Source organism: Streptomyces caniferus (assembly GCF_009811555.1).
Taxonomy (GTDB): domain Bacteria; phylum Actinomycetota; class Actinomycetes; order Streptomycetales; family Streptomycetaceae; genus Streptomyces; species Streptomyces caniferus.
On record NZ_BLIN01000005.1, the window covers coordinates 4619771 to 4643931 of the forward strand.

Consider the following 24161-nt stretch of genomic DNA (forward strand, 5'->3'; position numbering starts at 1 on the left):
TTTGCCCCACGCCACGGGATGAATGCCCCAATGGACTGGACCGGAAACCGGCCAAGCGACACGCAGTGACGCACTGGACATAACCGAATACAGCCCGAATGCGCCGGTGCACACCCTGTGAAGGGCTTTAGCCAAGACCTAGTTGCTTTCGCACCTGCTTGGGGCGATTTGTAATGACAGCGTCCACGCCCAATTCCTGGCACAGCTCGACATCGGCGCTGTCGTTGACGGTCCAGACGTGGACCCGGTGGCCGGCGCGGTGCGCCCTGGCGACGTACTCGGGGTGCGCGCGCAGGATCCGCATCCCGGGGCCCGCGATGCCGACGCCGGGCGGGAGCCGGCCGTCGCGGTGCCGCGGGGTGAGGAACTGCATCAGGTAGACGCCGGGAATGCCGGGCGCCGCGGCCCGTACGCGGTGCAGCGAGCGCGCCGAGAAGCTCATGACCCGGACCGGGGAGGCCCAGTCGGTGCGGGGGGCCGGTCCGGCGTACCCGAACCGGGTGAGCAGCTCGACCAGCCGCTCCTCCACCTGTCCGGCCCAGCGCGTGGGGTGTTTGGTCTCGATGGCCAGCTCGACCCGGCGGTCGGCGTCGGCGACCAGCTCCAGCAGCCGCTCCAGCGTCAGCACGGAGGTCCGCTCGGGGTCCTCGTGCTGACGGTCCGGCGCCTCGTTCGCGCCGTTGTCGTCCTTCCAGGAGCCGAAGTCGAGCGTGGCGAGGTCGGCGAGTTCGAGGGCGGAGACCGAACCGCGCCCGTTCGAGGTGCGGTTCACCCGCCGGTCGTGGACGCAGACGAGATGCCCGTCCGCGGTCAGCCGGACATCGCACTCCAGGGCGTCCGCGCCGTCCTCGATCGCTCTGCGGTAGGCGGCGAGGGTGTGCTCCGGGGCGTCCTCGGAGGCGCCGCGGTGGGCGATGACGGAAATGGCCGGACGGCCCGGACGACGGTCCTGGGCGGGGCGTGCATAGGTCACCGCGTTATCGTGCCATCCACCGTCGCCCGGCCGTCGGGTGCCTGCCCCCGGGTGCGGAACAGGGGATGCGCCGGTTTTGTCCGGCATAAAGGATGAGGGCAGAGTCACAGCCTCGGCTTACGGCGCTCTGACGCGCGGTGGGAAAGGCTGAAAGGGAGACTCGCCCGTACCGTCCGGCCCCCTTTTACGGGGCCGGGCCTCGGACCGGGACTCGACGACAGCCGGGATGTGCGGGCCGGAGCCTGCGGATCATGGTCCGCGGATCCTGATCCGCGGACCGGGACTCGCCCGCACCGCCCGGATCCTTAATGCTGGAGTACCGGATCCCCCGTCCCGTACGGGGAACGGTACGACCCGGAGGGCCCGCAAGGCCCGCCGGGCCGGAAGGCACGACCGGGAGGCCCGCGGGTCCCCCGACCGCACGAACCGCACCACCGGCGGACCGCCAGGCCCGCCGCCCGCACCACCCGGACGCACCCCCAGGGTCCGGCCGAACTGCAAGCCCCGGAAGAAGCGGGCCCGCCCCGGACACCCAGAGGTGACCGAGGCACACGGCAGTAGGGGACACCCTCCTGCCGGGGCCGTGGGCGCCGACAGTCGTGAAGCTGAGGAGAGAGCTGTGAGCACCGAGAACGAGGGAGCCGCCGTCCCGTCGGAGGCCAAGCCGCCGACCGGGCCGCAGCCGGACCGCGCCTCCGCGTCCGCCTCCGGCGCCCAGACTCCCGGCGCCCCGCCCGCGGCGCCCCCGCCGCCGGACTTCGCGCCGACGGTCCCCCCGGTCCCCGGCGGCGGCTTCGACGACCCGGGCCGGATGCCGCCGTACCACGACGGCCGGGTCCCGCAGCCCGGCTACGGCCACCCCGGTGACGACCCCACGGCCGAGCGGACCACCCAGTTCCCCGCCTACGCGGCTGGTGCCGGTGGCGGCGGCTGGGGCCAGCAGCCGCCCTACGGTGGCGGCGGCGACCCCTGGGGCACGACCGGCAGCCCCGTCCCCAAGCGGCGCAACGGCGGCCTGATCGCGGCCGTCCTGGTGGCCGCGCTGGTCGCCGGCGGCATCGGCGGCGGCATCGGCTTCTGGGCCGCGGGCCAGGCCGACAGCGCCTCGACGACGGTCTCCGCGTCCGGCGACCCCGGTGCGCTGAACCGCAAGCCCACCTCCGTCTCCGGGATAGCGCAGAAGGCGCTGCCCAGCGTCGTGACGATCGAGGCGCAGGGTGCCACCGGCGACGGCGGCACCGGCACCGGCTTCATCTACGACAAGCAGGGCCACATCCTCACCAACAACCACGTCGTCGCCAGCGCGGCCGACGGCGGCAAGCTCACCGCGACGTTCTCCAACGGCAAGAAGTACGACGCCGAGGTCGTCGGCCGCGCCCAGGGCTACGACGTCGCCGTGATCAAGCTGAAGAACGCCTCCGGGGTCCCGCTCAACCCGCTCCCGCTCGGCAAGTCCTCCAACGTGCAGGTCGGCGACGCCACGATCGCCATCGGCGCGCCCTTCGGCCTCTCCGGCACCGTCACCACCGGCATCATCAGCGCCAAGGACCGCCCGGTGGCCTCCAGCGACGGCGGCGGCTCCAGCGCCTCGTACATGAGCGCCCTGCAGACGGACGCCTCGATAAACCCCGGCAACTCCGGCGGCCCGCTGATGGACGCGGCCGGCAACGTCATCGGCATCAACTCCGCCATCCAGTCGGCCGGCAACGGCGGCGGAATGGGCAGCGAGTCCCAGCAGTCCGGCAGCATCGGCCTGGGCTTCGCCATCCCCATCGACCAAGCGGCGCGGGTGGCCCAGGACCTGATCAGGACCGGTAAGCCGGTCTACCCCCAGATCGGCGTCCAGGTCGGCATGCGGGACACCGGCAACGGCGCGACCATCGCCCGGACCGGCAACAACGGCTCCGACGCCGTCACCCCGAACGGCCCGGCCGACAAGGCGGGCCTGAAGCCCGGCGACACCATCACCAAGCTCGACGACACGGTGGTCGACAGCGGCCCCACCCTCATCAGCGAGATCTGGCAGCACAAGCCCGGCGACCAGGTCACCCTGACCTACAAGCGCGGCGGCAAGGAGCACACCGCCCAGGTCACCCTGGGCCAGCGCACAGGCGACAAGTGACGCGCTAGTCTGATCCCGCGACACCCACGCGCCCCGCGCGCAGGTGCCGTGGGGAGGCTTGCCCGAGCGGCCTAAGGGAACAGTCTTGAAAACTGTCGTGGCGGCAACGTCACCGTGGGTTCAAATCCCACAGCCTCCGCAGAGGTAGGAAAACTGCAGGTCGGAGCGGGTCCCGGTACTTCCGGGACCCGCTCCGACTGCGTTTGCTGTCTCACCTCGTGCGCCCGGATCTCAGTCGTGACCAGGGCGTGTGGCCAGCCTGTGGCCAGGATTCGGTCGGTGGCGCGACCTCACTCTGTGGTGGCGGATTCCTCCGGCACCCCCAGGGCGTCATCGATGAGCTGGTTCGCCCGGTGCTCCTGGCCGCGGAGGATCTTCGCGTAGAACTTCCACAGCACCGCGATGCTGTGGCCGGCTCGCCGGGCGACTTCCACTGGGTCCACTCCGGCCTTGATCCAGAGCGATACCCCGGCGTGCCGCAGGGAGTACGGGACCTCCGCGAGGGGACTCTCTGTGTCCTCGTCGGAGAGCGCCTCCGCCACCAGGACGGGCGGGATGGGGACCGGCCGGGTGGTCTTGCGCGCACGGCGTTTGAGCCCGCGGAGCTCGTACGACTTGCCGTCGTCCGTCCAACCCGAACCGACCTCCGGGCGGCTCCGCTCCAGGATGAGTTCGTCCCAGGTGGACGCGGGCAGCTTGCAGTCCCGCTTGCTGAGCTGGGCCACCTCCGAAGGGTGCATGGCCGCGTAGTACATGCATCCGAAGAAGCCGTGCGGATGCTCTCCCCGCTTGCCCTGGTCCCGCACTGCTCCGAGCAGGGCCCGCGTCTGCGCCGGGTTCGGCACGTAGCGGAAATCCCCCTCGTCGTCGGTTGCCGGCGGATCCCAGTCGATGCGCGAGAGCGGGTTGCCGGTCAGCAGAGCCCGTTCAACGGCGTATCGGAGAGCGTTGTTGGAGGCGGTGCGCTTGCGCCTGATCGTGTTCTCCGCCGCCTTTTACTCGTGCAGCTTTCCTCGGGCGGTCCGCTCATAGTCAAAGAGCGTCGTCGGGCTGAAGGGTGAAGATGGCGCCTCTGGGCATCTCAGTGCACTAGGTGCCTTCTTGAGGATCCTGACGCGAGCCCTCTTGCCCGGACTATTCGGTGTGTCTCTGATTGCCGTGCGGAATCGCGTAAAACGCTGAACAACTTTCCTGAGTGGCTGGGTGTGGCCGCAGGGCCAGGGAGTTGCGAACATCGATGATGAGGCGGTGGTCGCCGCGACCAGCTATTTACTGGTCAGCGGCTGCGCCTGGCGAGCGCTGCCGCCGTGTTTCGGGGCGTCGAAGTCGATCGTGCATCGCCGTTTGTCGTCTCGTCCCGTGCGGGTGTCTTGGGCAGGCTGCATCAGCAGGTTCTTCGGCTCCTGGACGAACGCGACCTGGCCGGACCCCTCCCGCGCGGTTGCTCGACTCCGCCCATGTCCGCGCTGAAAAGGGACTGAACTTGCAGGTCGGGGGCCTGCTGTGACGACCAGTCACCCTGCCGAAAACTCAACTGACAGTCAGCAGACGCGTATGTCAGGGTCGGATCATGAAGAAGATCACGGGGATCATTTCGCCCATCGCAGCAGCAACCCTCCTCCTCGCTGGAGCCGCCGCGCCCGCGAGCGCCGCGCCGTGGTTGAACAAGAAGGTCAAGTGCACCGCGGTCGACCCCGACGGTCGGGAGATACCGACGCTCATCGGCAACGCCGAACTGGGCTGGAACCACTTCACCGGTCGGCACAACATCCGCAAGTGCGATCTCTTGAACATCCCTATGGGAAGCCCGGTCGACAAGAAGAGCGGGGCGAACCTGGAGTACTGGGGATACGCCACGAACCGTGAACACGGGACCGTGAAGATCGTCGTCAAGGCCCGGTACGCGCGGAAGACGGATGATGGGCGTTACGACGCCGGTTCGGGTAAGAAGATTGGCGTGATCACCGCCTACTGCAAGGGCATGCAGAAGTGCCCGAATTGGGTAAATCAGTGACAGACGAGCACGAAGAAATCGTGGAGCAGCAGGCCGACATCACGGGCCTGCTGCTCCACCACGTTTACGCGCCGCTCCTCGAGGACCAACACGTACGGGGTGTCCTCCCGGCACCTTCCACGAAGGACGCCGTGCGCGTTGTCCTCGGCGACAAGGGTGAGTACGGCACCGGCCGGCTCACCGCCTACGAGATCCCGCTGCGCGTGGACGACGGGCTGCGCACACCGCACGACGTCGCGGCCCTCCTGCGCACCGTCCACACGGGCACTCACATCTATCCCCGCGACAAGGTCAGCTCCGTCATGGGAATGACCCTGTTCATCGTGGACCCCGCGACCGTGGATCCAGCCCCCTTCACTAACGATGACTGGGCCCTCACGCTCCTGCGCTGCCTGACCTCTCCCTCCACCGAGGAAAGACCTCAGGCGCGTCTGTGCGGCTTCCTGTTCCTGGCCCCGGATCGCCTCCGCCTCTACCTCGACGCCAACGAGGAGGCTCTTCCCGGGGTAACAGCCGCCGACGTCCGCCCCGGTGGCGCCCTCACCGCGCTGCTGGCGGCCCTACCGTCGCTGCTCGACGAGCAGTGGCTCACCACCACCGACGCCGACGACCCACACTGCTCACGTGTCGTCGACCTCACCGACTGGTGACCACCTGCCCCAAAGGAGCCCGCAGGGCTGACCCGTGAAACACGAAAGGCCTCTGGCTGTCCGTTCGCAGGAAGGTCGGGGGCCTTTCCGGTCGGGGGCCTTTCCTGTTACCTGTCGCGCGACATGGGCACGCCCGTAACGATGCATTCATGGGCCGGGCCGGCACCCCTTACCGCGCAGGGTGGTACTCGCCCTCGCGCTGGGCGAGCTGTGGCGACCTCGCCCACATCGGATCCGACATCCCCATCGGTCTCATCACCGGTGCAGCCGCGGCCCTGGCTGCCGCGGGCGTAGCCCTGGTGTGGTGGATGCGCCGCCGCAAGACGGACGCCGAGTAGCACCATGCCGCATGGCTCAGAGGCCCCACCTGGATCTCCCGGGCGGGGCCCTCCGCCTTGAGCGCTGGCCGCCGCTGTCTGCATCTCCCCGTTGTTTCCCGGCTCTGCGGGCACGGAAGGGGCACGGCTCCCATGGAATGAACGGAACCAGGAGCTCCGGCAGCAAACCCTGGCGGAGATGGAAGATGCAGAGCAAAGGCGCTCTTTGGCCTTCGAGTCGGTGGCCTTGTTGGGGGCTCCTTCCGCAATTGAAGCGGCACACGAAGTGAACCGCTTGCTGTGGCAACACCTGCGAGCCGCCCGCGATCCACACTGTGAGCCTCCCGCGGGACCCGCTCTTGTGGAGGCGCTGAACGCTCTGCATGAGCAGGCGCGGCAGGATCTTGGCATCACCGGCTGAGCTGGCGTGTTCCGACGAGAAGCGGAAGGGAATGCAGACCCGGTGAGTGGCGCGCCCGGTGACCCGCTTCGGGCTTATGACCATCAGGCGGACGGCTGGACGTGGAAGCCATTCTGTACAAGCCCTACCGTGTCGCCTCGACCGCCGGGCACGCATCCGCGCACTGGACCGGTTGGAAGTCCGGCAATATCGATGAGGGAACCACCGTCACGGTGCGGATCTGTATGACCCGGGGATGTAGCTCCTCCTGCTCGGATTACTACGCGGGTAAGGCGTAGCGGGAAGGCCCCGGACTGCCGTCGTGTGGTTCGGGGCCCATCCGTGTGCTCGGTCTCGGTCATAGGATCGGGAGGGAGTACTGCTTTCTGGCTTCCCTGGAACGATCGATGTCCGACCCTCTGCCCCGTTCGCTCGATCAGCGGCTGGATGCCCTCGCGCGGCATCCGTTTCGTGCGAAGTTCCATCTGCGCGGGCGCGAGCGGGTCACGGCTGAGCTGAGTGGGCCGTCCACGATGCGGTGGCATGCCTATGACCTCATTGCCAAGCGGTTGGCGCCGGCCGAGCCGTACAAGGACGGGAAGCAGACGCCCTACCGTGGCCACCCGGTCTTCGTCGCTCAGCATGCGACCGCGACCTGCTGCCGTACCTGCCTGCAGCGCTGGCACGAGATCCCCAAGGGGCGGGAGCTGAGCCGTGCGGAGCGTGCCTATGTCGTGGGCGTGATCTGCCGTTGGATCGAGCGCGAGGTGGGGGGCTCTTCGGGGGCGCCTGAAGCCCATTCTTGAGTGCAATCCATGAGGGCAGGTGAGGTGCTCCGCCTTGGTCCTGCAATTGTCTTCTCCGCGGCATTCTCTGTGGGTTTTCCGGTGCGTTCTCTGCCGAATGGCAGATGTGGGGGTGGCTGTTTCCGGTCGAGACTGCGGAGGCGCATGGCGGGGAGTGGTGTGAGCCGGTCCGTTGCCGTGGCGGTGTGCAGTCCTCTCCTGGTGACGTGGAAGTGAGCGGCTCATGGTGTTCTTCCGGTTTCGTGCGGTCCGATGTGCGGGGCTCCTGATGGCGGCGGTTTCGGTGGTGGGTGTGGTTCCTGCTGAGGCGCATTCCGCAGTGCCTCGGGGCCACTGGACGCAGACGTGGGGTGCCGCGGTGCAGCGGCCGGTCGACGGGTCCGAAGGGGATGCGCCGAACTGGTCGAAGAGGGGCTTCCGCGGGGAGTCGGTGCGTCAGGTCGTCCGGATCAGCGTGGGTGGATCGCGGGTGCGGATCAGGCTGTCGAACCGGTTCGGCAGTCGGCCGCTGCGGGTGGACGGGGCGGTGGTCGCCCGGTCCGGGGGAAGGGGGCAGGCCTGGCCGGGGACGACGCGGAAGCTGACGTTCCGGCACTCCGGCTCTACGGTCGTCCCGGCCGGCAGGGAGGCCGTCAGTGATGCGGTGGCGATGTCCACGTCTCCTCTGGAGAAGCTGGTGGTCAGCTTGTACTTCGCCGGGCGGACCGGCCCGGCCACCTTCCACCGCGTCGGACAGGCCACGTCCTACCGGGCCACCGGCAACCATCTCGCCGACGCGCCGGCCGTGGCCTACACCCGTACGTCGCAGTCCAGTTACTACCTCGACGGAGTCGACGTCTCCGGTTCTGTTCCTGCCGGGCGGAACACGGTGGTGGCGTGGGGCGACTCCGCCACCGACGGCGTGGGCGCCACGCCGGATGCCGACGGCCGGTACACCGATGATCTCGTCGAGCGGCTGGTCACCGGACGGCGTCAGGTGGGCGTGGTCAACGCCGGTATCGCCGGGAACATGCTGCTGACCAGCAGTTCCTGCTTCGGTGAGAAGGGGACCGCTCGGTTTCGGCGGGACGTCCTGGACCGTCCGGGCGTGCGGACGGTGATCGTTGAACTGGGGGGCAACGACATCGGCGCCAACTGGTCCGAGGGCCCCTGCCTCCCGTCGTCGCATCGGCCCGTCTCGGCGCGACAGATCACCCATGCCTATGGGGAGCTGGTACGGGCCGCGCATGAGCGGGGCATCAAGGTCATCGGCGCCACGGTGATTCCGCTGAAGGGGTATCCGGGCTACTCCGCCAAGGTCGAGCGCCTGCGTCAGCAGGTCAATCACTGGATCCGCACCAGCCGGGTCTACGACGCGGTCGTCGATTTCGACCGGGCCATGGCCGATCCGGCCCACCCGGACCGGCCCCGCCCCGGCTACGTCTATGAGGACGGGCTGCACCCCGACGACGCCGGGTACCACGCCCTCGCCAACGCCTTCGATCTCACGGAGCTTTGAAGCGTTCGGTTCGTCGGAATGGACGTGGACGCGCCCCGCCAGGGCGTATAGCGGCGGTAACGGATATCGGTGCAATGGGGAAGCGGGAAGTAAGGGGGGAGCGGGCGGTAATGGTGTTTTTCTTTGCGCGGTAAGGTGGCGGCGAAAGGTGAATTGAATTCCAGCCGTGCTGCGGAAAGCGGGAAGAGGTCACCGTGGGTGTGCGGAGGGCGGGGGCGGCAGATGGGGCCCGACAGGGACGTGGACGGGGAAATGTGCTGATCCGGCGGGCCCTGGAGCGGGATGCCCGGAGGCTCACCCGGCTGGTGCGAAGCTCTCGGGCCTATGAGGGGCCCTATTCCTCGATGGTCGAGGGGTATCGGGTGGGGCCGGATTACATCGAGACGCATCGGGTCTTTGTCGCCGTGGAGGAGATCCCCGGCGGGGAGGGCGGCGGTGAGCGGGTGCTCGGGTTCTATGCGCTGATGGTGGAGCCGGCCGAGCTGGACTTGATGTTCGTCTCGGACCAGGCGCAGGGGTACGGAATCGGGCGCCGGATGGTCGAGCACATGCGGGGCGAGGCGAGGCGCGCCGGTATCGAGAAGGTGCGGGTGGTCTCGCACCCGCCGGCCGAGGGTTTCTACCGCAGCGTGGGCGCCCGGCCCGTGGGAACGGTGCCCGCCAATCCGCCGGCGGTGAAGTGGGACCGTCCGGAGTTCGTCTTTGTGGTGGGCGAGTAGCGAAGCTGTTCCATGGGGCCGAGTGCCGTGGCCGAGACGGGGCGGGCCAGGGGCCGAGTAGTGGGGGCGGGGACTAAATCGTTGGCCAGGCGATCCTTCGGCACCGATGGTGGGGGTATGGAGCGATCATTTGCGGAGCTGGTGGCCGAGGCCGATGCCGTGTCGGTCGAGGGGTGGGACTTCTCGTGGCTGGCGGGGCGGGCCACGGAAGAGCGGCCCTCGTGGGGGTACCAGCGGGCGATGAGCGCGCGGCTGGCGCGGGCGTCGGCGGCCCTGGACATCCAGACGGGTGGCGGGGAGGTGCTCGCCGGGGCGGAGAAGCTGCCGCCGGTGATGGTGGCGACGGAGTCCTGGGCGCCGAATGTCGCCAAGGCCACTGAGCTGTTGCATCCGCTCGGCGCGGTCGTGGTGGCCGATGCGGACGAGCCGCCGCTGCCGTTCGGTGATGCGGCCTTCGACCTGGTGACGAGCCGTCATCCGGTGACCGTGTGGTGGGACGAGATCGCCCGCGTGCTGCGGCCCGGTGGCACGTACTTCTCCCAGCAGGTGGGACCGGCCAGCGTGTTCGAGCTGGTCGAGTACTTTCTCGGGCCGCAGCCGGAGGAGGTGCGGCGGGCCCGTCACCCCGAGGATGCGCGCCGGGCGGCCGAGGCGGCGGGCCTGGAGGTGACCGATCTGCGTGCGGAGTCGCTGCGGACCGAGTTCCTCGACATCGGGGCGGTCATCTACTTCCTGCGCAAGGTGGTGTGGATGGTGCCCGGCTTCACGGTCGAGCAATACCGGGACCGCTTGCGGGAGTTGGATGAGTTGATCCGCGCGGAGGGGGCGTTCGTGGCGCATACGACCCGGTTCTTGATCGAGGCGCGGCGGAGCTGATCCTTCCGGGGCGGTCGGCTTTCCCCTATGGGTGACCGGGTGCCCGCTTTCCCCTACGGGCTACCGCGGCCGGCTTCCCCTACGTGGTCGGCTCCCCGCGCCGTCGGCGGGCCGCCGAGGCGATCGTTGCGCGGGCCTCTTGTGCGGACAGGCCGGTGTGGCGGGCGGCTTCTGTCAGTCTGGCGGCGAGTTCCTGGCCGAGGCCGGACTCGTCGGCGCGGCAGGCGGCCCAGTAGAGGCGGGCATTGCGCTGGCCGACCGGGGAGGCGCGGACGAAACGTACGAGGGCGGCGGCGGGCTGGGGCGGGACGCCGTAGGGGGACTCGCGGCGGGCGGCGGGGGGCGGGGCCGTGAGGAGTGCGAGCAGGGCGTCCGGCGCGGGGGCGGGGCGGTGCGGTGCGCCCGGCGCCAGGGCGTAGCGCCCGCGGGCGGTGAGCGAGCCGGGGCCCACGAGATAGCCGCCCGCGCCGCGGATGTCGATGCCGGGGGCGAGCCGCCCGACCGAATTCGCGATCGTGGGGGACGGCGGGCCGGTGAGCCAGAGGTGGCGGCCGCCGCTGGGGGTGAGGACCGTGACCGTGGGCGGGATCGGGAAGCCGTGCTGTTCGGCGAGGAACCGGAGGGCGGTCAGGCCGTCGGCGCCGTTCTTGGTGTCGAGGTCGATGCCGATGAGGTGGTGCGGTGGCCGCCCGCAGGCGAGGCCGTAGCCGGTGGCCCAGGGGGCGGCGGCGAACATCCGGCGGACGGTGAGCGGGTCGGTGCTCGCGTCGTGTACGCCGTGCCCGAGCCGGCCGCACTCGCCGCGGCAGGGCGGCACCTCGGGATGCCCGCGGTGGGGGGAGCGGAGGGCCGGGAGCTTGTTGCGGGTCAGCGGGATGACGGGGTAGCCGCGCTCGGCGGCAAGGAGCGCGTGAGCAAGGGCCGCGGCGTGCGCATCCGCGGGGGCGGTGGGATCGGGGCCGGGCGTCGGGGCGGTGGTGCGGGGGCCGGGCTGCTGGGGGCGAACCGCAGGCCCGGGGTCGGGGCGAACCGCAGACCCCGGGTCGGGGCGAGCTGCAGGCCGGAGCTGGGGGTGGTCTGCAGGCCGCTCGGCGGCGGGTTCGACGTGCTTGATGGGCTCGGCGGGCTCGGCGGGCTCGCCGGGCGTGCCAGCCGGTGGAGTGGCCGGCGTACTGATCGGCCAGCCGGTCGGTCTTTCCATATGGCGTCGGTGCAGGGTAGCCATGACTCTATTTTCGTACGAATGTTCGACGAAGGGAAGGGGGCGCGCCAGGACCTGGTCGTGCGCCGGTTGTGGTGGCCGGGCGTGTGGGGCGCGCGGAGCCCGGGGAGGGCGGGCCGAGGTGGGGTCTCGTGCCGTCGGGGCGGGTGCCGGCGGGGAGGTCGTGCGGCGGTCGGGGTTTACCCGGGGTTCCTCATGCTTGCGAGGGAATCGCCCCTTCGTGACGGGTCCGCTGGGGATTCATGGGCAAGCCTGAGTGCGCGACGTCGAAGCAAGCACCGTGGTGGTCGGCCAACTTCCCGGTGGGCCAGCGGAGTTAGAGCGATTCAAGTGTTTCAAGCGATCCAGAAGTCGTGTTCCGTAGGAGGAATAGACATGGCAAGCACCCGTACCGCCCGCGCCATCGCCGTTGTTGCCGCACTGCCTTTCGCGGCCGCACTCTTCACGGGCGTGGCGCAGGCCGACAACGGCGGCTTCGCGACGGGCGGGTCGAGCTCGGCGGCGACGAGTCAGGCGGGAACCGGTGTCGGCGGCAGCAACTTCGGCAACTCGACCACCGGTCAGCAGGTCGCCAACGGCGCCGGCGCCTCCAACCAGAACAACACCGCGAGCGTGAACGGCTCCGGCCCCACGCGTATCGACCAGACCAACGCCACCGTCAACTTCACCAACCTCTGGTGAGCCGGTACGCCGCAAGGGGACGGCGGCGACCGACCGAGGGGTGATACGTCAGGGCGGCGCGGAGGAAATGGGGCTCCTCCGGGGTTCACGACGCCGACCTTGACAGCGAGCGGGTTTCTGACGGACAGTCAGAAACCCGCTCGTTCGTACGCCTGGACCTTCCCTGCGCACCGGGCGTACGGCCACCAGAAGGGGAGCCGCCCACGTGCACCTCGCCCCCACCGCGCGCCAGGAGCGACTGCGCTGCGAACTCCGCTCGTACTTCCGCCGGGTGCTGCCGGACGGGCCGGTCGAGGACCCCGCGGAGCAGCGCGCGGTGCTCCGCCGGATCGGCGCCGACGGCATGCTGGGACTGGGCTGGCCGACCGCGTACGGAGGCCGGGGCCGCGGCCCCGACGAACAGTTCGTCTTCTTCGACGAGGCCTACCGCGCGGGCGCTCCGGTCTCGATGGTCACCCTCAACACCGTCGGCCCGACCCTGATGAAGTACGGCACCCCGCAGCAGAAGGACTTCTTCCTGCCGCGCATCCTCAGCGGCGAGCTCGTCTTCGCGATCGGCTATACGGAACCCGAGGCCGGCACCGACCTCGCCGCGCTCCGCACCCGCGCGACGAGAGAGGCGAGCGGCGGCGACGCCCGCTGGCTGATCAACGGCGCCAAGAGCTTCACCAGCAATGCCCATCAGGCCGACTGGATCTGGCTCGCCTGCCGCACCGACCCCGAGGCCCCCAAGCACCGGGGCATCTCGATCATCCTCGTGCCCACGGACGCGCCCGGTTTCTCCTGGACGCCGATCGAGACGGTCGGCGGGCTGACGACCACCGCCACCTACTACGACGGCATCCGCGTCCCGGCCGGGAACCTCGTGGGGGAGGAGAACGCGGGCTGGAAGCTGATCACGCATCAGCTCAACCATGAGCGCGTCGCGCTGGCCGCCATCGGTATGCAGGCCGAGGACGCCTTCGACGCGGCGCTGGCCCATGCCCGTACGCCGGAGCCGGAGACCGGCGAGCGGCCCGCCGACCGCGCTTGGGTGCGCTCCCGGCTCGCCGAGGCGCACGCCCGGCTGGCCGCGACCCGGCTGCTGAACTGGCGGCTGGTCGATGACGTGGGCGCCGGGACGCTCAGCCCCGGTGATGCCGCCGGAGTGAAGTTCGCCGGGACGGAGAGCGCCGTCGAGGTCTACCGGATCTGCCAGGAGGTGGTGGGCGATGCCGCCCTGGTGCGGACGGGGTCGCCGGGCGCCTTCGGGGGCGCCGTAGGGGGTGCCTCAGGGGGCGGTGAGCTGGAGCGGATGAACCGGGCGGCGCAGATCAACACGTTCGGGGGCGGAGTGAGCGAGGTCCAGCGGGAGATCGTCGCGACGATGCGGCTGGGGATGCGGAGGGGGCGGCGATGAGCCCGGTGCAGCTCGCGTACGAACAGCTCAAGGCCTATGAGGGGCTGTCGACCTCGGCGGCCGGGGTGGGCAAGGACCTGGTCAACGAGCCGATGATCCGGCACTGGTGCGAGGCCATGGGCGACACCAACCCCGCCTACCGGGGGCCGGACGCCATCGCCCCGCCGACCATGCTGCAGGCCTGGACGATGGGTGGCCTCTCCGGGCACGCCGACCGTTCGGGGGCGTACGACGAACTGTCCACGCTGCTGGACAGCGCCGGGTACACCTCCATCGTCGCCACCGACTGCGAGCAGGAGTATCTGCGGCCGCTGCGGCCCGGTGACGAGATCACCTTCGACGCGGTGATCGAGTCGGTGTCGGAGCGCAAGACGACGAAGCTGGGGACCGGGCACTTCATCACGACGCGGATGGACATCCACGCGAACGGCGAGCCGGCCGGGACGCATCGCTTCCGGGTCCTCAAGTACGCCCCGGCCGCACGGCTCCCCAAGACGGCGGAGCGGTCGCGGACACCCCAGCAGTCGTCGCACACACCGGAGCGGTCGCAGGCACCCCAGCAGGCGGCCCGGCCGTCGTCGCACACACCGGAGCGGTCGCAGGCACCCCAGCAGGCGGCCCGGCCGTCGTCGCACACAACGGAGCAGGCGGCCCGGCCGTCGTCACACACGCCAGGGCGATCGCAGGGGGCCCGGCAGCCCCAGGCCCCCGGGCAGACCCGAACCAGACGCCCCCGTCCCGTCATCAACCGCGACAACGCCGGGTTCTGGGAAGGCGTTGCCGGGCACCGCCTGCTGATCCAGCGCTGCACGGGGTGCCGGACGCTGCGTTTCCCCTGGTTGCCGGGGTGCAACGCCTGCGGGTCACCGGAGTGGGACACCGTCGAGGCGAGCGGCGCGGGAACGGTCTTCTCCTACGTCGTGATGCACCATCCGCCCTTCCCCGCCTTCACGGTGCCCGAGCACGAAGCGGACCCGCCCGAGCACGGCGTGGACCCGCCCGAACGCGGCTCGGAGACGGCCGGCCCGCAGGCAGCCGCTCCCGGCCCGCACGCCGTCGCGTCCGGTGGCCCGCACACGGACGTACCCGGCCCCCACACGACCGCCCCCACCCCCGCTCCCCACCCCAGTCCCCACCCCACCCCCTACGCCGTCGGGCTGATCGAGCTCGCGGAAGGGGTGCGGATCGTCAGCAACGTCGTCGGTGTCCCCTACGACAAGGTGCGGATCGGTATGCCGGTACGGCTCGAATTCCTGCGGGCCGACGAGGAGTTGGAGCTTCCGGTCTTCCGCGTGGCAGAGGGCGGTGAGGCGTGAGATGGACTTCACGCCCACGCCCGAGCAGGCGGCGGCCCGCGAGCTGGCGGCGCGGATCTTCGGCGACCTGTCCACGCCCGAGCGCCTCGCCGTCTGCGGCAGCGGCACGGACGCCGCCCTGTGGAAGGCGCTGTGCGCGGCCGGTCTGCCGGGCGCGGCGGAGGAGACCGGTCTGCTCGGACTCGTGCTGATGCTGGAGGAGCAGGGGCGGACGACGGCGCAGGTGCCGTTCGCGGCGACCTGCGTGTACGGCCTGCTGGCGATCGGCGCCCACGGCGACCGGGAACAGCGGGCGCGGCTGCTGCCGCCGTTGCGGGACGGCGAGGCGGTCGCCACCGGGGCGTTCCCGGCGCGGCGCGGTGGCGTACGGGCCGAGCGCGCCGAGGACGGGACGGGGCGGCTGACCGGCACCGTCCCCGTCGTGCCGTGGCTGCGCGAGGCCACCCACGTCCTGGTGCCGGACGGGACGACGCGGACGCTGTGGCTCGTACGCACCGACGACCCCGGGGTGCGGCGGGAGCCGGTCGAGACCACCGCGCCCTGGTCGGCGGGCCGGCTCACTCTGGACGCCGCCCCCGCCGAATGCCTGGACGGGAGCGACCCCGACACGGACCCCGACCCGGACCCCGACAGCAGCCCCGACCCCCAAGCCGACACCGCCCCCGATCCGCACCCCCACCCCTACTCCCACACCCTGGTCCTCGCCCGCACCGCCTTCGCCGGACTCCAGGCCGGGGTCTGCGCCGGCTCCCTGGCCCGGGCGGTGTCCCACACCACGACCCGCGAACAGTTCGGCCGCCCGCTCGCCACCAACCAGGGCGTCCAGTTGCGCGCCGCCGATGCCTACATGGACACCGAGGCGATCCGGGTCACCGCCTACGAGGCGGCCTGGCGCCGGGACGCGGGCCTGGACGCCGGGCCGCATGCGCTGACCGCCGCCTGGTGGGCGTCCGAGGCGGGCACCCGCGTCGTGCACACCGGCCAGCATCTGCACGGCGGCATCGGCGCCGACGTCGACCACCCCGTCCACCGGCACTTCCTCTGGGGCCGACAGCTGGCCGGTTATCTGGGATCAGGTGCCGAAGTCATCGCCGAATTGGGCGAGTTGCTGACCTCGCCGTCCATGGGCGGCGAAGACCGGAAGGAGGCCGGATGAAGGCCGGTGACGAGCTGCCGACGCTCACCATCCCCCTCACCCGCACCCTGATCGTCGCCGGGGCGATCGCCTCCCGCGACTACCAGGACGTGCACCACGACACCGAGGCGGCCCAGCAGAAGGGCTCCCCGGAGATCTTCATGAACATCCTGACCACCAACGGGCTCGTCGGCCGCTACATCACCGACCACTTCGGGCCGCGCTGCACCCTGCGCAAGGTCGCCATCCGCCTTGGTGCCCCCAACTACCCGGGGGACACCATGGTGTTGAACGGCACCGTCACCGAGGTGACGGACGGTACGGCGGTGGTGCGGATCGTCGGTGCGAACGGCATCGGCCACCACGTCACCGGCACGGTGACGGTCAGCCTCCCGGAGGGCACGGCATGAGCGTCCACCGCCTCGACTCCCTCGGCGGCCGGGCCGCCATCGCCGGGATCGGCGCGACCGAGTTCTCCAAGGACTCCGGCCGCAGCGAACTGGTGCTCGCCGTCGAGGCCGTACGCGCCGCCCTCGACGACGCCGGGCTGACCCCCGCGGACGTCGACGGCCTGGTCACCTTCACCATGGACACCAACCCCGAGATCACCGTCGCGCAGGCGGCCGGCATCGGCGAACTGTCCTTCTTCTCCCGGGTCCACTACGGGGGCGGCGCGGCCTGCGCCACCGTCCAGCAGGCGGCCCTGGCGGTCGCCACCGGCATCGCCGAAGTCGTCGTCTGCTACCGCGCGTTCAACGAGCGCTCGGGCCGCCGCTTCGGCTCGGGCGTACAGCAGCGGGAGCCCACCGCGGAGGGCGCGGCCCTCGGCTGGAACCTCCCCTTCGGCCTGCTCACCCCCGCCTCCTGGGTCGCCATGGCCGCACAGCGCTACCTCCACACCTACGGCCTGACCCCGGACGCCTTCGGCCCGGTCGCGGTCACCGACCGCCGCCACGCCGCCCGCAACCCGGCCGCGTACTTCTACGGCAAGCCCATCACCCTCGCCGACCACGCCGCCTCCCGCTGGATCGTGGAGCCGCTGCGGCTGCTGGACTGCTGCCAGGAGACGGACGGCGCCCAGGCGATCGTGGTGGCCTCGCCCGAGCGGGCCCGCGCGCTGCCCCATCCACCGGCGCTGATCACGGCCGCGGCGCAGGGCGCCGGCCGCGCCCAGGAGCAGATGACCAGCTTCTACCGCGACGGCCTGACCGGCCTCCCCGAGATGAACGTGGTGGCCCGCCAGCTCTGGCGCACCGCCGCACTCGCCCCCGCCGATATCGATGTCGCGATCCTCTACGACCACTTCACGCCGTTCGTGCTGATGCAACTGGAGGAGTTCGGCTTCTGCGGCCCCGGCGAGGCCTCGGACTTCGTCGCCGCGGACACCCTCCCCCTCAACACCCACGGTGGCCAGCTCGGGGAGGCGTATCTGCACGGCATGAACGGCATCGCCGAGGCCGTCCGCCAGCTCCGCGGCACCTCCGTCAACCAGGCCGGCAGCCCCGCCCACGTCCTGGTCACCGCCGGCACCGGGGTCCCGACCTCGGGGCTGATCCTCGGCGCGGACGGCTGAGGAGGGCGGCCGAGCCGGGTACCGGCCCGACCGCGTACCGACGCTGTCCCTCCCCCTACTGCGCGGAACCGGCCCTGCGACGCCGCACGACGAGTACGGTGCCGACGCCCGCGAGGACTGCCGCGCCGCCTGTCGCGGCGACGGTCGGCAGCGCGTCGGAGGATCCGGTCTCGGCGAGCCTGCCGGTGACCGGGAGCTCGTCGAGGGTGCCCTGCGGCGAGAGGTGGTGCGCGGACTTCTCCAGCGGACCGGCCGTCCCCCGCCCGCCGCTCTTCCCCAGCGGACCGGCCTTGCCCGGCTTACCGGGCCGCCCCTTGGCGTCCGCGACCTTGCCGGGCCGGCTGCCGGCGGGCAGGACCGTGAAGTTGAACTGGCTGATCTCGTCGGAGCCGCACTGGCCGTCCTCGCCGTACGAATGGCCGAGGGTGAAGAAGTAGCCGGTCCCCGCCTTCGCCTTCCCGCCGATCTTGATACGCATCTTGGCGTCCGCGTACTCGCCCGGCTTCAGGCTCTTGATGGTGGCGAACTCGTCGCTGTCGCGGAACGCGGCGCCTTCGCCCTCGATGGGCTTCCACTTGCCGGTCGCCGGGTTGAACCACTGGACCGTGACGGACAGTTCGGCGACGTCGTTGATCTTCGGGTCGGCGGTGCCGAGCATCAGGGAGACGTCGGTCTCCATCACCTTGATCTTGGAGACATTGGTGACGCGGTAGGCGAACCCGTGCCAGCCGGAGCCCGCGACGATCTTGCTCGGGAGGCCGCGCAGCCCCGTCTTGCCGCGCTCCTCGTCGGGTATGCCCGAGCAGTAGGTCGGGCGGGTGTAGGTGGGGGACGGCTCGGCACTCGGCGTCGCCGGCGCCGGAGCGGCAGGCTCGGCAGCTCCCGGGGTGGCGGCCTCGGTCGGCCGCCCGGTCTGCTCCTCCCCACGGCCGTCGCTCCCGTCGGCCGCGGGCGTTTGCGGAGCCGACGCGGTGGCGGCGGACGCGGGGCGGCCGTCGGCGGGCGCGGGCGCCTCACCCGTCGCGTGGGCGACCGGGGCCGAGAGCAGTGCCATAGGGCCCAGGACAGCCGTGACAGCCGCGGTCGCCAGAGCAGGGTGAAGCTTCATCGAGGCCTTCCGTACGGAGTCAAGTGACCGCCACGAGGGGCGGCCTGCGCGGTATGACCACGCATGATCAGGTACGTGACCTGCGAATCGATCAAAAGGTTGCATGCCGGACGCCGGCGCCCCGCACGAGCGCCCTCACAGCGGGCCGGGCAGTACGGGGGATCTCAGGGGAACACGACGCCCCGTCCCCCCAGAGGAGGTGGACCGAACCCCACCCGTACAACTTGAGACGGATAGCGCTTCGGCACCTAGGGGCGATCCCTCTGGGCCACCCTCGCTCCTAGCGTGGTGCCCATGACCACGCCAGTGTGCACCAGCGCTTCGACCGTCGCTGTGTTCCCGACGTTCTCGTCCTATGTACGGGCCCGGGGGCCGGTCCTGCTGCGCACTGCGCGGTCGCTGTCCGCCAACCCGAACGACGCCGAGGACCTCCTCCAGACCGCCCTGACCAAGACCTACGTGGCCTGGGACCGGATCGAGGACCACCGCGCCCTGGACGGCTACGTCCGCCGCGCGCTGATCAACACCCGTACCTCCCAGTGGCGCAAGCGCAAGGTCGATGAATTCGCCGTCGACGAGCTCCCGGAGCCGGACCCGCTGCCCGCGCCCGACCCGGCCGAACTCCAGGGCCTGCGCGATGCGATGTGGCGCGCGGTGATGCGACTGCCCGCCCGTCAGCGGGCCATGGTCGTCCTCAGGTACTACGAGGACCTGAGCGAGGCCCAGACCGCCGAGGTCATGGAGGTCTCGATCGGCACGGTCAAGAGCGCCGTCTCCCGCGCCCTGGCCAAACTCCGGGAGGACCCGGGACTGACGATGCTCTCGGCCTGACTGCGTCGCTTCGGGGAGCGCATGCGCCGATGCGCCCTTCGGCACAGGTGGCCCGTCGATGGGCCACCACGCCTCCTGCCCCCGTCAGGCGGACCAGGGCGTGTGCCGAAAGTGCTCGCAGAGCCGTTGTCGGACCCCTCCGCTACGGTGCGGCCATGTCGAATTTCGTACTGGTTGCAGGCGCTTGGCTCGGCTCGTGGGCGTGGGACGGGGTGGTGGCGGAGCTGCGTGAGGCCGGCCACGACGTCTATCCGTTGACGCTGTCGGGCCTCGCGGAGAAGCGGGGTGTTCCCGCTGGGCAGGAGACCCACGTGCGGGACATCGTGGGCGAGGTCGAGCGTCTCGATCTGCGCGATGTCGTCCTTGTCGGACACAGTTACTCGGGCATCCCGGTGGGTCAGGCCGCCGAGCGAATCGGCGACCGGCTGACTCGCGCAGTCTTCGTCGACGCCAATGTTCCCGTCGATGGCGAGTCGTTCGTCTCCAGCTGGTGGGAGGGGCCGGCGAAGCTGGAGGCCGCGATCGTCGGCAATGGCGGCCTGTGGGCACCGCTGGCCGCGGCCGACTGCGACGGCCAGGGGCTCACGGAGGAGCAGATCGCACGAATCGTGGACGGCGCGACGCCACACCCGGGTGCCTCGCTGGCTGAGCCGGCCGCGTTGGCCCGGCCGCTCGGTGAGCTACCGGCGATGTACATCAAGTGTCTGCTCGACGGCGCTGAGCCGAGCGACGACGTGGCCAAGCTGCTGACCAGCGAGCACTGGCAGCTGGTCCAGATGGACACCGGCCACTGGCCGATGTTCTCCCAGCCGCGCGAACTGGCACGGATCCTCCTCGACGCGGTCGGGGCGTGACCGCAGTACCGCACCGACGGGCTCCTTGCGGGCGCGTGAAGGGCCCGGAGGGCTGGAGGCGGAGGATGCGGCGAGGCGAAGCCGCCAGGTAGTTGGACATGGCGTTCTCACATCTCTCTTATGGCTGCGCCGCATGGTGGGGTTCATGGTGTCCAAACGTATTGCCATCGGTGTCGGAACGCTCATGACGATGACCTTGGCGGGCGTAGCCGCGACGGCTGTCGCGGGTCCCGCTCCGACGTCTGACAAGGCTTCCGACCCGGCGCTCGGCAACAAGGCAGCGAAGAACTACCTGTACGCATCCATTGGGGATTTCGATACAGAGGTGAAACCGCTGATCGATCGCCCCGATGTCGCCGGCGTGCAGCTGGTGGTGCCGTGGAAGGCACTCGAGCGGAAGAAGAATCAGTACGATTTCTCGGAGGTCGACCGGGCGCTGAACTATCTGCAGTCCCGCCACAAGAAGCTGTTCATCCAGGTCCAGGACCGGTTCTTCGCGCCGCCGACCAGGCTCCCGGACTATCTGTTGAATGATCCGGAATACAAGGGAGGCGCGGCGCCGACAACGAACGAAAGCGGCCTTGGTCCCGGTGTGCCCGGAGCGGTCGCAGCGCAATGGAATCCGCAGGTGCGGGGCCGTTTCCAGCATCTGCTGAAGGCCCTGGCACAGCGATTCGACGGTCGCCTCGCCGGGGTGAACCTTCCGGAAACCGCTACCGGAGTGGACACCAAGAAGGACCGTACCGGATACAGCCACGATTCCTACTTCCAGGCAGAACTTGCCAACATGGCCTACGGCAAGAAGGTCTTCACCAAGACGCAATTCATTCAGTACGTCAACTTCTGGCCGGGCGAGTGGAACAACAGCCGCAACTATATGAAGCGCACCTTCGAGTTCGCCGAGGCGCACGGAATCGGTCTCGGCGGCCCTGACGTCCTGCCGAACCGTCCGGCGCAGATGGAGAACTCGTACCCCTTCTTCAAGAAATACCGCGGCAAGCTCCCCATCGTGGCCATGGCTGTGCAGGAACCCGACTTCGAGTACAAGAACCCCACGACGAAGAAGCCGTACACCCGGCAAGAGTTCACCGATTTCGGCACGAACACCCTCGGGGCCGACGTCATGTTCTGGGCCACCAGCGCGCCCTGGCTCCACCAGCCGGCGGCCCGATAGAGACACACATCCTGCGCCGGCGGGGAAGGCGCCATGTCACGAGAGGTTGTGGGTGACCTGGCGCCCCTCGGCAGCCAGGGGCCGTCCTCACCTGGCCGCGTAGCGCGCCGGTGTCGTGCCCACATGGCGGGTGAAGTGACGGTTCAGATGGGATTGATCATGGAATCCCAGGGCAGCCGCGACCTCCGCCGGACGCCTGCCGTCGAGCAGGAGCCCGCGGGCCCGTTCGATGCGCTTGCCGGTCAGGTAGGTGTGCGGCGGCAGGCCGTAGGTCCGCTTGAAGCAGCGGATCAAATGGGTGGGGTGCGCGTGCAGGACGGCGGCGGCCTCCCGCAAGGAGAGCCCGGTCGACAGACGGGCATCCAGCAGCTCCCGCAAGGCGGCAGCCAGGCGGTTCGCCTCGCGGCCAGGCGTGCGCGGCGGCTTGAGCGCGTCCAGGTGGAAGTGCAGCCGTTCCCGGATGAAGGACAGCCGGGACTCGGCCTCGAACGCGTCACCCGGGTGCCCGAGGGACGTGTGCAGCTGGTGGATGCGATGGCGCAGCAGCTCGTCGCCGAAGACCGGCCCGTCCACCGCGCGGCCGGTCAGCCCCTCGGGGAGCACGTCCGCATCGAGGTAGAGCACCCGCTTGCGGAAGCCGGACGCGGTGACCGTCCTGCCGTCGTGGGGGACACCGGGCGGTAGCAGAACGACCGTGTCGGAGCCGGTCACGCCATGACGGTGGCGGTCACATGCGAAGTCGACCGCCCCGTCATTGAGGATCATCAGGGCCCAGGTGTCATGGGTGTGGGTCGGATACGCATGCTCGGTGAAGTGCGCGTGGAAGACCTCGGCGATCCCCGGAACGGACGGCCGCCAGGCGCTGACCGTCGTACGCGGCGGCCCCTCGGCCGTACGGTGCGGGCCGTCTGTCATGCCAGGAACGTACAAGACCGACGGCACCCGGACACGACAGTCTCAGGACATGACAACTTCTCCCGTGCCGGTCAATCTCGCCGACAAGCTCTCCCAGTTCAGTGACCTCTGGTCGCAGAAGAAGATCGCCGACCTCAACGACTACGAGGTCAAACTCGCCAAACTGCACGGGGAGTTCGTCTGGCACACGCACGACGACACCGACGAACTGTTCCTGGTCGTCAGCGGCCGGCTCACCATCCGGCTCAGGGACGGCGACGTGGAACTCGGACCCGGCGAGCTGTTCGTCGTCCCCCGAGGCGTCGAGCACTGCCCGGTGGCGGAGGAGGAGACCGCCATCCTTCTCCTCGAACCGGCCGGCACGCTCAACACCGGCGACGGGGGAGGGCCCAGGAGCAAGGCGCCCGAGGCCCTGTGACCTCGGTCAGCGCTCGGTAGCGGCGTACGCGACGAAGTCGGCCCAGGCGGCGGGGCGGAGGTGGAGCTGCGGCCCGTCGGGGTTCTTGGAGTCGCGGATGTGGATGGTGGAGGAGGTGGCGGCGACCTCGAGGCACTCGTTGCTATTGCCGTTGTCGCTGTAGCTGCTCTTCTGCCAGGCGACTTCGAGGCAGTCGTGGCCGTTGCTGCTGTCGCTGTAGCTGCTCTTCGTCCACTCCAGCTCAGAAACGTTCACCGCAGAGGGCTTGAGGGTCATGTCTCTCCCAGCGCTTTCTCGATGAAGGCCAGCGACTCCCGGGGGGTGAGAGCCTGGGCCCGGATGATGCCATAGCGCAGCTCAAGGACTCGGATCTCTCTCGGGTCGGACAGCGGACGGCTGGTGACCTGGCCTTCGTCGCGCCCCACCGCTGAGCCGTCGCCGAACTTCAGCACCTGGATCCGACCGCCCATCCCGGCGTGATCGTCGCAGTCGGTCGGCATCACCTGGATTTCGACGTTCCGCAACTGACCCACTTCCAACAGGCGTTCGAGCTGTCGACGCAGAACCATTCTGCCCCCTACGGGACGACGAAGCGTCACTTCTTCCTGGACGAAAGTGAGCGATGGTGCGGGTGAGCGCTCGAAGATGCACCGCCGTGCCATGCGCGCGGCCACCATCCGTTCCACCTCGTCTTGCGAGTAGGCAGGACGCCACGTTTGGATCAGCGCCTGCGCATACTCCTTCGTCTGCAGTAATCCGTGCAGATTGTGGTTGCTGTACGCGCCGAGCTCGACCGCCTTGGCCTCCAGCTTGGCCAGGTCCCGGACTTTCTTGGGGTAAGTGGCCTGTTCCACGTCCTTCTTCATCGCGGCGATCTTGCCGCCTGCTCCCAGTACTTCGTCTGCCTTGTCGAGGAACTCCGGGCGGGGGATACGCGCACCCCGCTCGATCTTGTAGATCAGGTTCTCCCCGTACCCCAGGGCCGCACCGAACTCCGCCGGACGCAGGCCCGCGGCCTCATGCCAGAGTTTCAGCTGACGACCGACCGCCTCGACGAGGGCTTGTGTCTCGTCTTCCGGATCGACGTCCCAACCCGCCTCGTCGGATCCGTCAACATTCATCCGCTCCCACCTCCTGGACAGCGGGGACACTCCTGGACA

Annotated in this window: 27 protein-coding genes and 1 tRNA gene; 20 read left to right on the plus strand and 8 right to left on the minus strand. The window is 70.0% G+C overall.

Annotated features, from left to right (window positions below; genetic code table 11):
* Positions 1-127: 127 nt before the first annotated feature.
* Positions 128-973 (minus strand): glycerophosphodiester phosphodiesterase, encoded by an 846-nt coding sequence (locus Scani_RS36760; protein ID WP_159481988.1) that lies wholly within the window; start codon positions 971-973, stop codon positions 128-130.
* 619 nt (positions 974-1592) lie between these two features.
* Between Scani_RS36760 and Scani_RS36765 the strand changes: the two genes are divergently transcribed.
* Together Scani_RS36765 and Scani_RS36770 are read left to right on the plus strand one after the other, a co-directional pair.
* On the plus strand, positions 1593-3095 hold the full coding sequence (locus Scani_RS36765; protein WP_159481989.1) for a S1C family serine protease: 1503 nt from the start codon (positions 1593-1595) through the stop codon (positions 3093-3095).
* A gap of 52 nt (positions 3096-3147) precedes the next feature.
* Positions 3148-3234, plus strand: a tRNA-Ser gene (locus tag Scani_RS36770).
* Between the two features lie 151 nt (positions 3235-3385).
* Here Scani_RS36770 and Scani_RS36775 read toward each other — a convergent pair.
* A complete protein-coding gene (locus Scani_RS36775) occupies positions 3386-3940 on the minus strand; it encodes a site-specific integrase (protein ID WP_174872803.1) in 555 nt (184 codons plus the stop codon).
* 725 nt (positions 3941-4665) lie between these two features.
* Between Scani_RS36775 and Scani_RS36780 the strand changes: the two genes are divergently transcribed.
* From Scani_RS36780 to Scani_RS36800, 5 genes are all read left to right on the plus strand, one after another.
* The gene (locus Scani_RS36780; protein WP_246296357.1) at positions 4666-5109 is read left to right on the plus strand and encodes a hypothetical protein; all 444 of its coding nucleotides are present in this window, start codon (positions 4666-4668) and stop codon (positions 5107-5109) included.
* The gene (locus Scani_RS40310) at positions 5106-5759 is read left to right on the plus strand and encodes a hypothetical protein (RefSeq protein WP_174872804.1); all 654 of its coding nucleotides are present in this window, start codon (positions 5106-5108) and stop codon (positions 5757-5759) included. Before Scani_RS36780 ends, Scani_RS40310 begins: the two co-directional genes overlap by 4 nt.
* A gap of 149 nt (positions 5760-5908) precedes the next feature.
* On the plus strand, positions 5909-6097 hold the full coding sequence (locus Scani_RS36790; RefSeq protein ID WP_159481990.1) for a hypothetical protein: 189 nt from the start codon (positions 5909-5911) through the stop codon (positions 6095-6097).
* A 178-nt stretch (positions 6098-6275) separates the two neighbouring features.
* The gene (locus tag Scani_RS36795) at positions 6276-6497 is read left to right on the plus strand and encodes a hypothetical protein (RefSeq protein ID WP_159481991.1); all 222 of its coding nucleotides are present in this window, start codon (positions 6276-6278) and stop codon (positions 6495-6497) included.
* A gap of 386 nt (positions 6498-6883) precedes the next feature.
* Complete coding sequence (locus Scani_RS36800; protein WP_159481992.1) at positions 6884-7282, plus strand: DUF4186 domain-containing protein; 399 nt, start codon at positions 6884-6886, stop codon at positions 7280-7282.
* Between the two features lie 435 nt (positions 7283-7717).
* Here the strand turns inward: Scani_RS36800 and Scani_RS41445 are convergent, their stop codons facing one another.
* Positions 7718-7939, minus strand: a complete 222-nt coding sequence (locus Scani_RS41445) for a hypothetical protein (RefSeq protein ID WP_246296359.1) — start codon at positions 7937-7939, stop codon at positions 7718-7720.
* Here Scani_RS41445 and Scani_RS36805 point away from each other — a divergent pair.
* The 3 genes from Scani_RS36805 (at position 7932) to Scani_RS36815 (ending at position 10375) form a co-directional block, all read left to right on the plus strand.
* Positions 7932-8780 (plus strand): SGNH/GDSL hydrolase family protein, encoded by an 849-nt coding sequence (locus Scani_RS36805; RefSeq protein WP_246296361.1) that lies wholly within the window; start codon positions 7932-7934, stop codon positions 8778-8780. The genes Scani_RS41445 and Scani_RS36805 overlap by 8 nt on opposite strands.
* 200 nt (positions 8781-8980) lie before the next feature.
* Positions 8981-9499, plus strand: a complete 519-nt coding sequence (locus Scani_RS36810; protein WP_159482590.1) for a GNAT family N-acetyltransferase — start codon at positions 8981-8983, stop codon at positions 9497-9499.
* 117 nt (positions 9500-9616) lie between these two features.
* Positions 9617-10375 (plus strand): class I SAM-dependent methyltransferase, encoded by a 759-nt coding sequence (locus Scani_RS36815; RefSeq protein ID WP_159481994.1) that lies wholly within the window; start codon positions 9617-9619, stop codon positions 10373-10375.
* Positions 10376-10454: 79 nt separating this feature from the next.
* Here the strand turns inward: Scani_RS36815 and Scani_RS36820 are convergent, their stop codons facing one another.
* The gene (locus Scani_RS36820; protein ID WP_159482591.1) at positions 10455-11576 is read right to left on the minus strand and encodes a bifunctional DNA primase/polymerase; all 1122 of its coding nucleotides are present in this window, start codon (positions 11574-11576) and stop codon (positions 10455-10457) included.
* Between the two features lie 396 nt (positions 11577-11972).
* Between Scani_RS36820 and Scani_RS36825 the strand changes: the two genes are divergently transcribed.
* The 6 genes from Scani_RS36825 (at position 11973) to Scani_RS36850 (ending at position 17701) form a co-directional block, all read left to right on the plus strand.
* Entirely contained in the window at positions 11973-12278 is a 306-nt protein-coding gene (locus Scani_RS36825) for a hypothetical protein (RefSeq protein WP_159481995.1), read from the plus strand.
* 205 nt (positions 12279-12483) lie between these two features.
* Entirely contained in the window at positions 12484-13677 is a 1194-nt protein-coding gene (locus Scani_RS36830; RefSeq protein WP_159481996.1) for an acyl-CoA dehydrogenase family protein, read from the plus strand.
* Positions 13674-14993, plus strand: a complete 1320-nt coding sequence (locus Scani_RS36835) for a bifunctional MaoC family dehydratase N-terminal/OB-fold nucleic acid binding domain-containing protein (RefSeq protein ID WP_246296363.1) — start codon at positions 13674-13676, stop codon at positions 14991-14993. Before Scani_RS36830 ends, Scani_RS36835 begins: the two co-directional genes overlap by 4 nt.
* Before the next feature lies 1 nt (position 14994).
* Positions 14995-16149, plus strand: coding sequence for an acyl-CoA dehydrogenase family protein (locus Scani_RS36840; protein WP_159481997.1), 1155 nt, complete (start codon positions 14995-14997; stop codon positions 16147-16149).
* Positions 16146-16538 carry a MaoC family dehydratase gene (locus Scani_RS36845; RefSeq protein WP_159481998.1) on the plus strand — a complete coding sequence of 131 codons (393 nt, stop codon included), beginning with the start codon at positions 16146-16148 and terminating at the stop codon, positions 16536-16538. The genes Scani_RS36840 and Scani_RS36845 overlap by 4 nt, the downstream gene beginning before the upstream one ends.
* The gene (locus Scani_RS36850; RefSeq protein ID WP_159481999.1) at positions 16535-17701 is read left to right on the plus strand and encodes a lipid-transfer protein; all 1167 of its coding nucleotides are present in this window, start codon (positions 16535-16537) and stop codon (positions 17699-17701) included. Before Scani_RS36845 ends, Scani_RS36850 begins: the two co-directional genes overlap by 4 nt.
* A 55-nt stretch (positions 17702-17756) precedes the next feature.
* Here Scani_RS36850 and Scani_RS36855 read toward each other — a convergent pair whose 3' ends face one another.
* On the minus strand, positions 17757-18755 hold the full coding sequence (locus Scani_RS36855) for a hypothetical protein (protein ID WP_159482000.1): 999 nt from the start codon (positions 18753-18755) through the stop codon (positions 17757-17759).
* Positions 18756-19103: 348 nt separating this feature from the next.
* On the opposite strand from Scani_RS36855, the gene Scani_RS36860 reads away from it, so the two are divergent.
* The 3 genes from Scani_RS36860 to Scani_RS36870 all read left to right on the plus strand — a co-directional run bounded on the left by Scani_RS36860 (position 19104) and on the right by Scani_RS36870 (position 21668).
* Positions 19104-19640, plus strand: coding sequence for a SigE family RNA polymerase sigma factor (locus Scani_RS36860; protein WP_159482001.1), 537 nt, complete (start codon positions 19104-19106; stop codon positions 19638-19640).
* 155 nt (positions 19641-19795) lie between these two features.
* Complete coding sequence (locus tag Scani_RS36865; protein WP_159482002.1) at positions 19796-20494, plus strand: alpha/beta fold hydrolase; 699 nt, start codon at positions 19796-19798, stop codon at positions 20492-20494.
* Between the two features lie 145 nt (positions 20495-20639).
* The gene (locus tag Scani_RS36870; protein ID WP_159482003.1) at positions 20640-21668 is read left to right on the plus strand and encodes a hypothetical protein; all 1029 of its coding nucleotides are present in this window, start codon (positions 20640-20642) and stop codon (positions 21666-21668) included.
* Between the two features lie 87 nt (positions 21669-21755).
* Here Scani_RS36870 and Scani_RS36875 read toward each other — a convergent pair whose 3' ends face one another.
* The gene (locus Scani_RS36875; RefSeq protein WP_159482004.1) at positions 21756-22583 is read right to left on the minus strand and encodes a helix-turn-helix domain-containing protein; all 828 of its coding nucleotides are present in this window, start codon (positions 22581-22583) and stop codon (positions 21756-21758) included.
* Between the two features lie 49 nt (positions 22584-22632).
* Between Scani_RS36875 and Scani_RS36880 the strand changes: the two genes are divergently transcribed.
* The gene (locus Scani_RS36880; protein WP_159482005.1) at positions 22633-23001 is read left to right on the plus strand and encodes a cupin domain-containing protein; all 369 of its coding nucleotides are present in this window, start codon (positions 22633-22635) and stop codon (positions 22999-23001) included.
* 6 nt (positions 23002-23007) lie between these two features.
* Here Scani_RS36880 and Scani_RS36885 read toward each other — a convergent pair whose 3' ends face one another.
* Together Scani_RS36885 and Scani_RS36890 are read right to left on the minus strand one after the other, a co-directional pair.
* A complete protein-coding gene (locus tag Scani_RS36885; RefSeq protein ID WP_159482006.1) occupies positions 23008-23277 on the minus strand; it encodes a DUF397 domain-containing protein in 270 nt (89 codons plus the stop codon).
* Positions 23274-24122 (minus strand): helix-turn-helix domain-containing protein, encoded by an 849-nt coding sequence (locus Scani_RS36890; RefSeq protein WP_159482007.1) that lies wholly within the window; start codon positions 24120-24122, stop codon positions 23274-23276. Before Scani_RS36890 ends, Scani_RS36885 begins: the two co-directional genes overlap by 4 nt.
* Between the last annotated feature and the right edge of the window lie 39 nt (positions 24123-24161).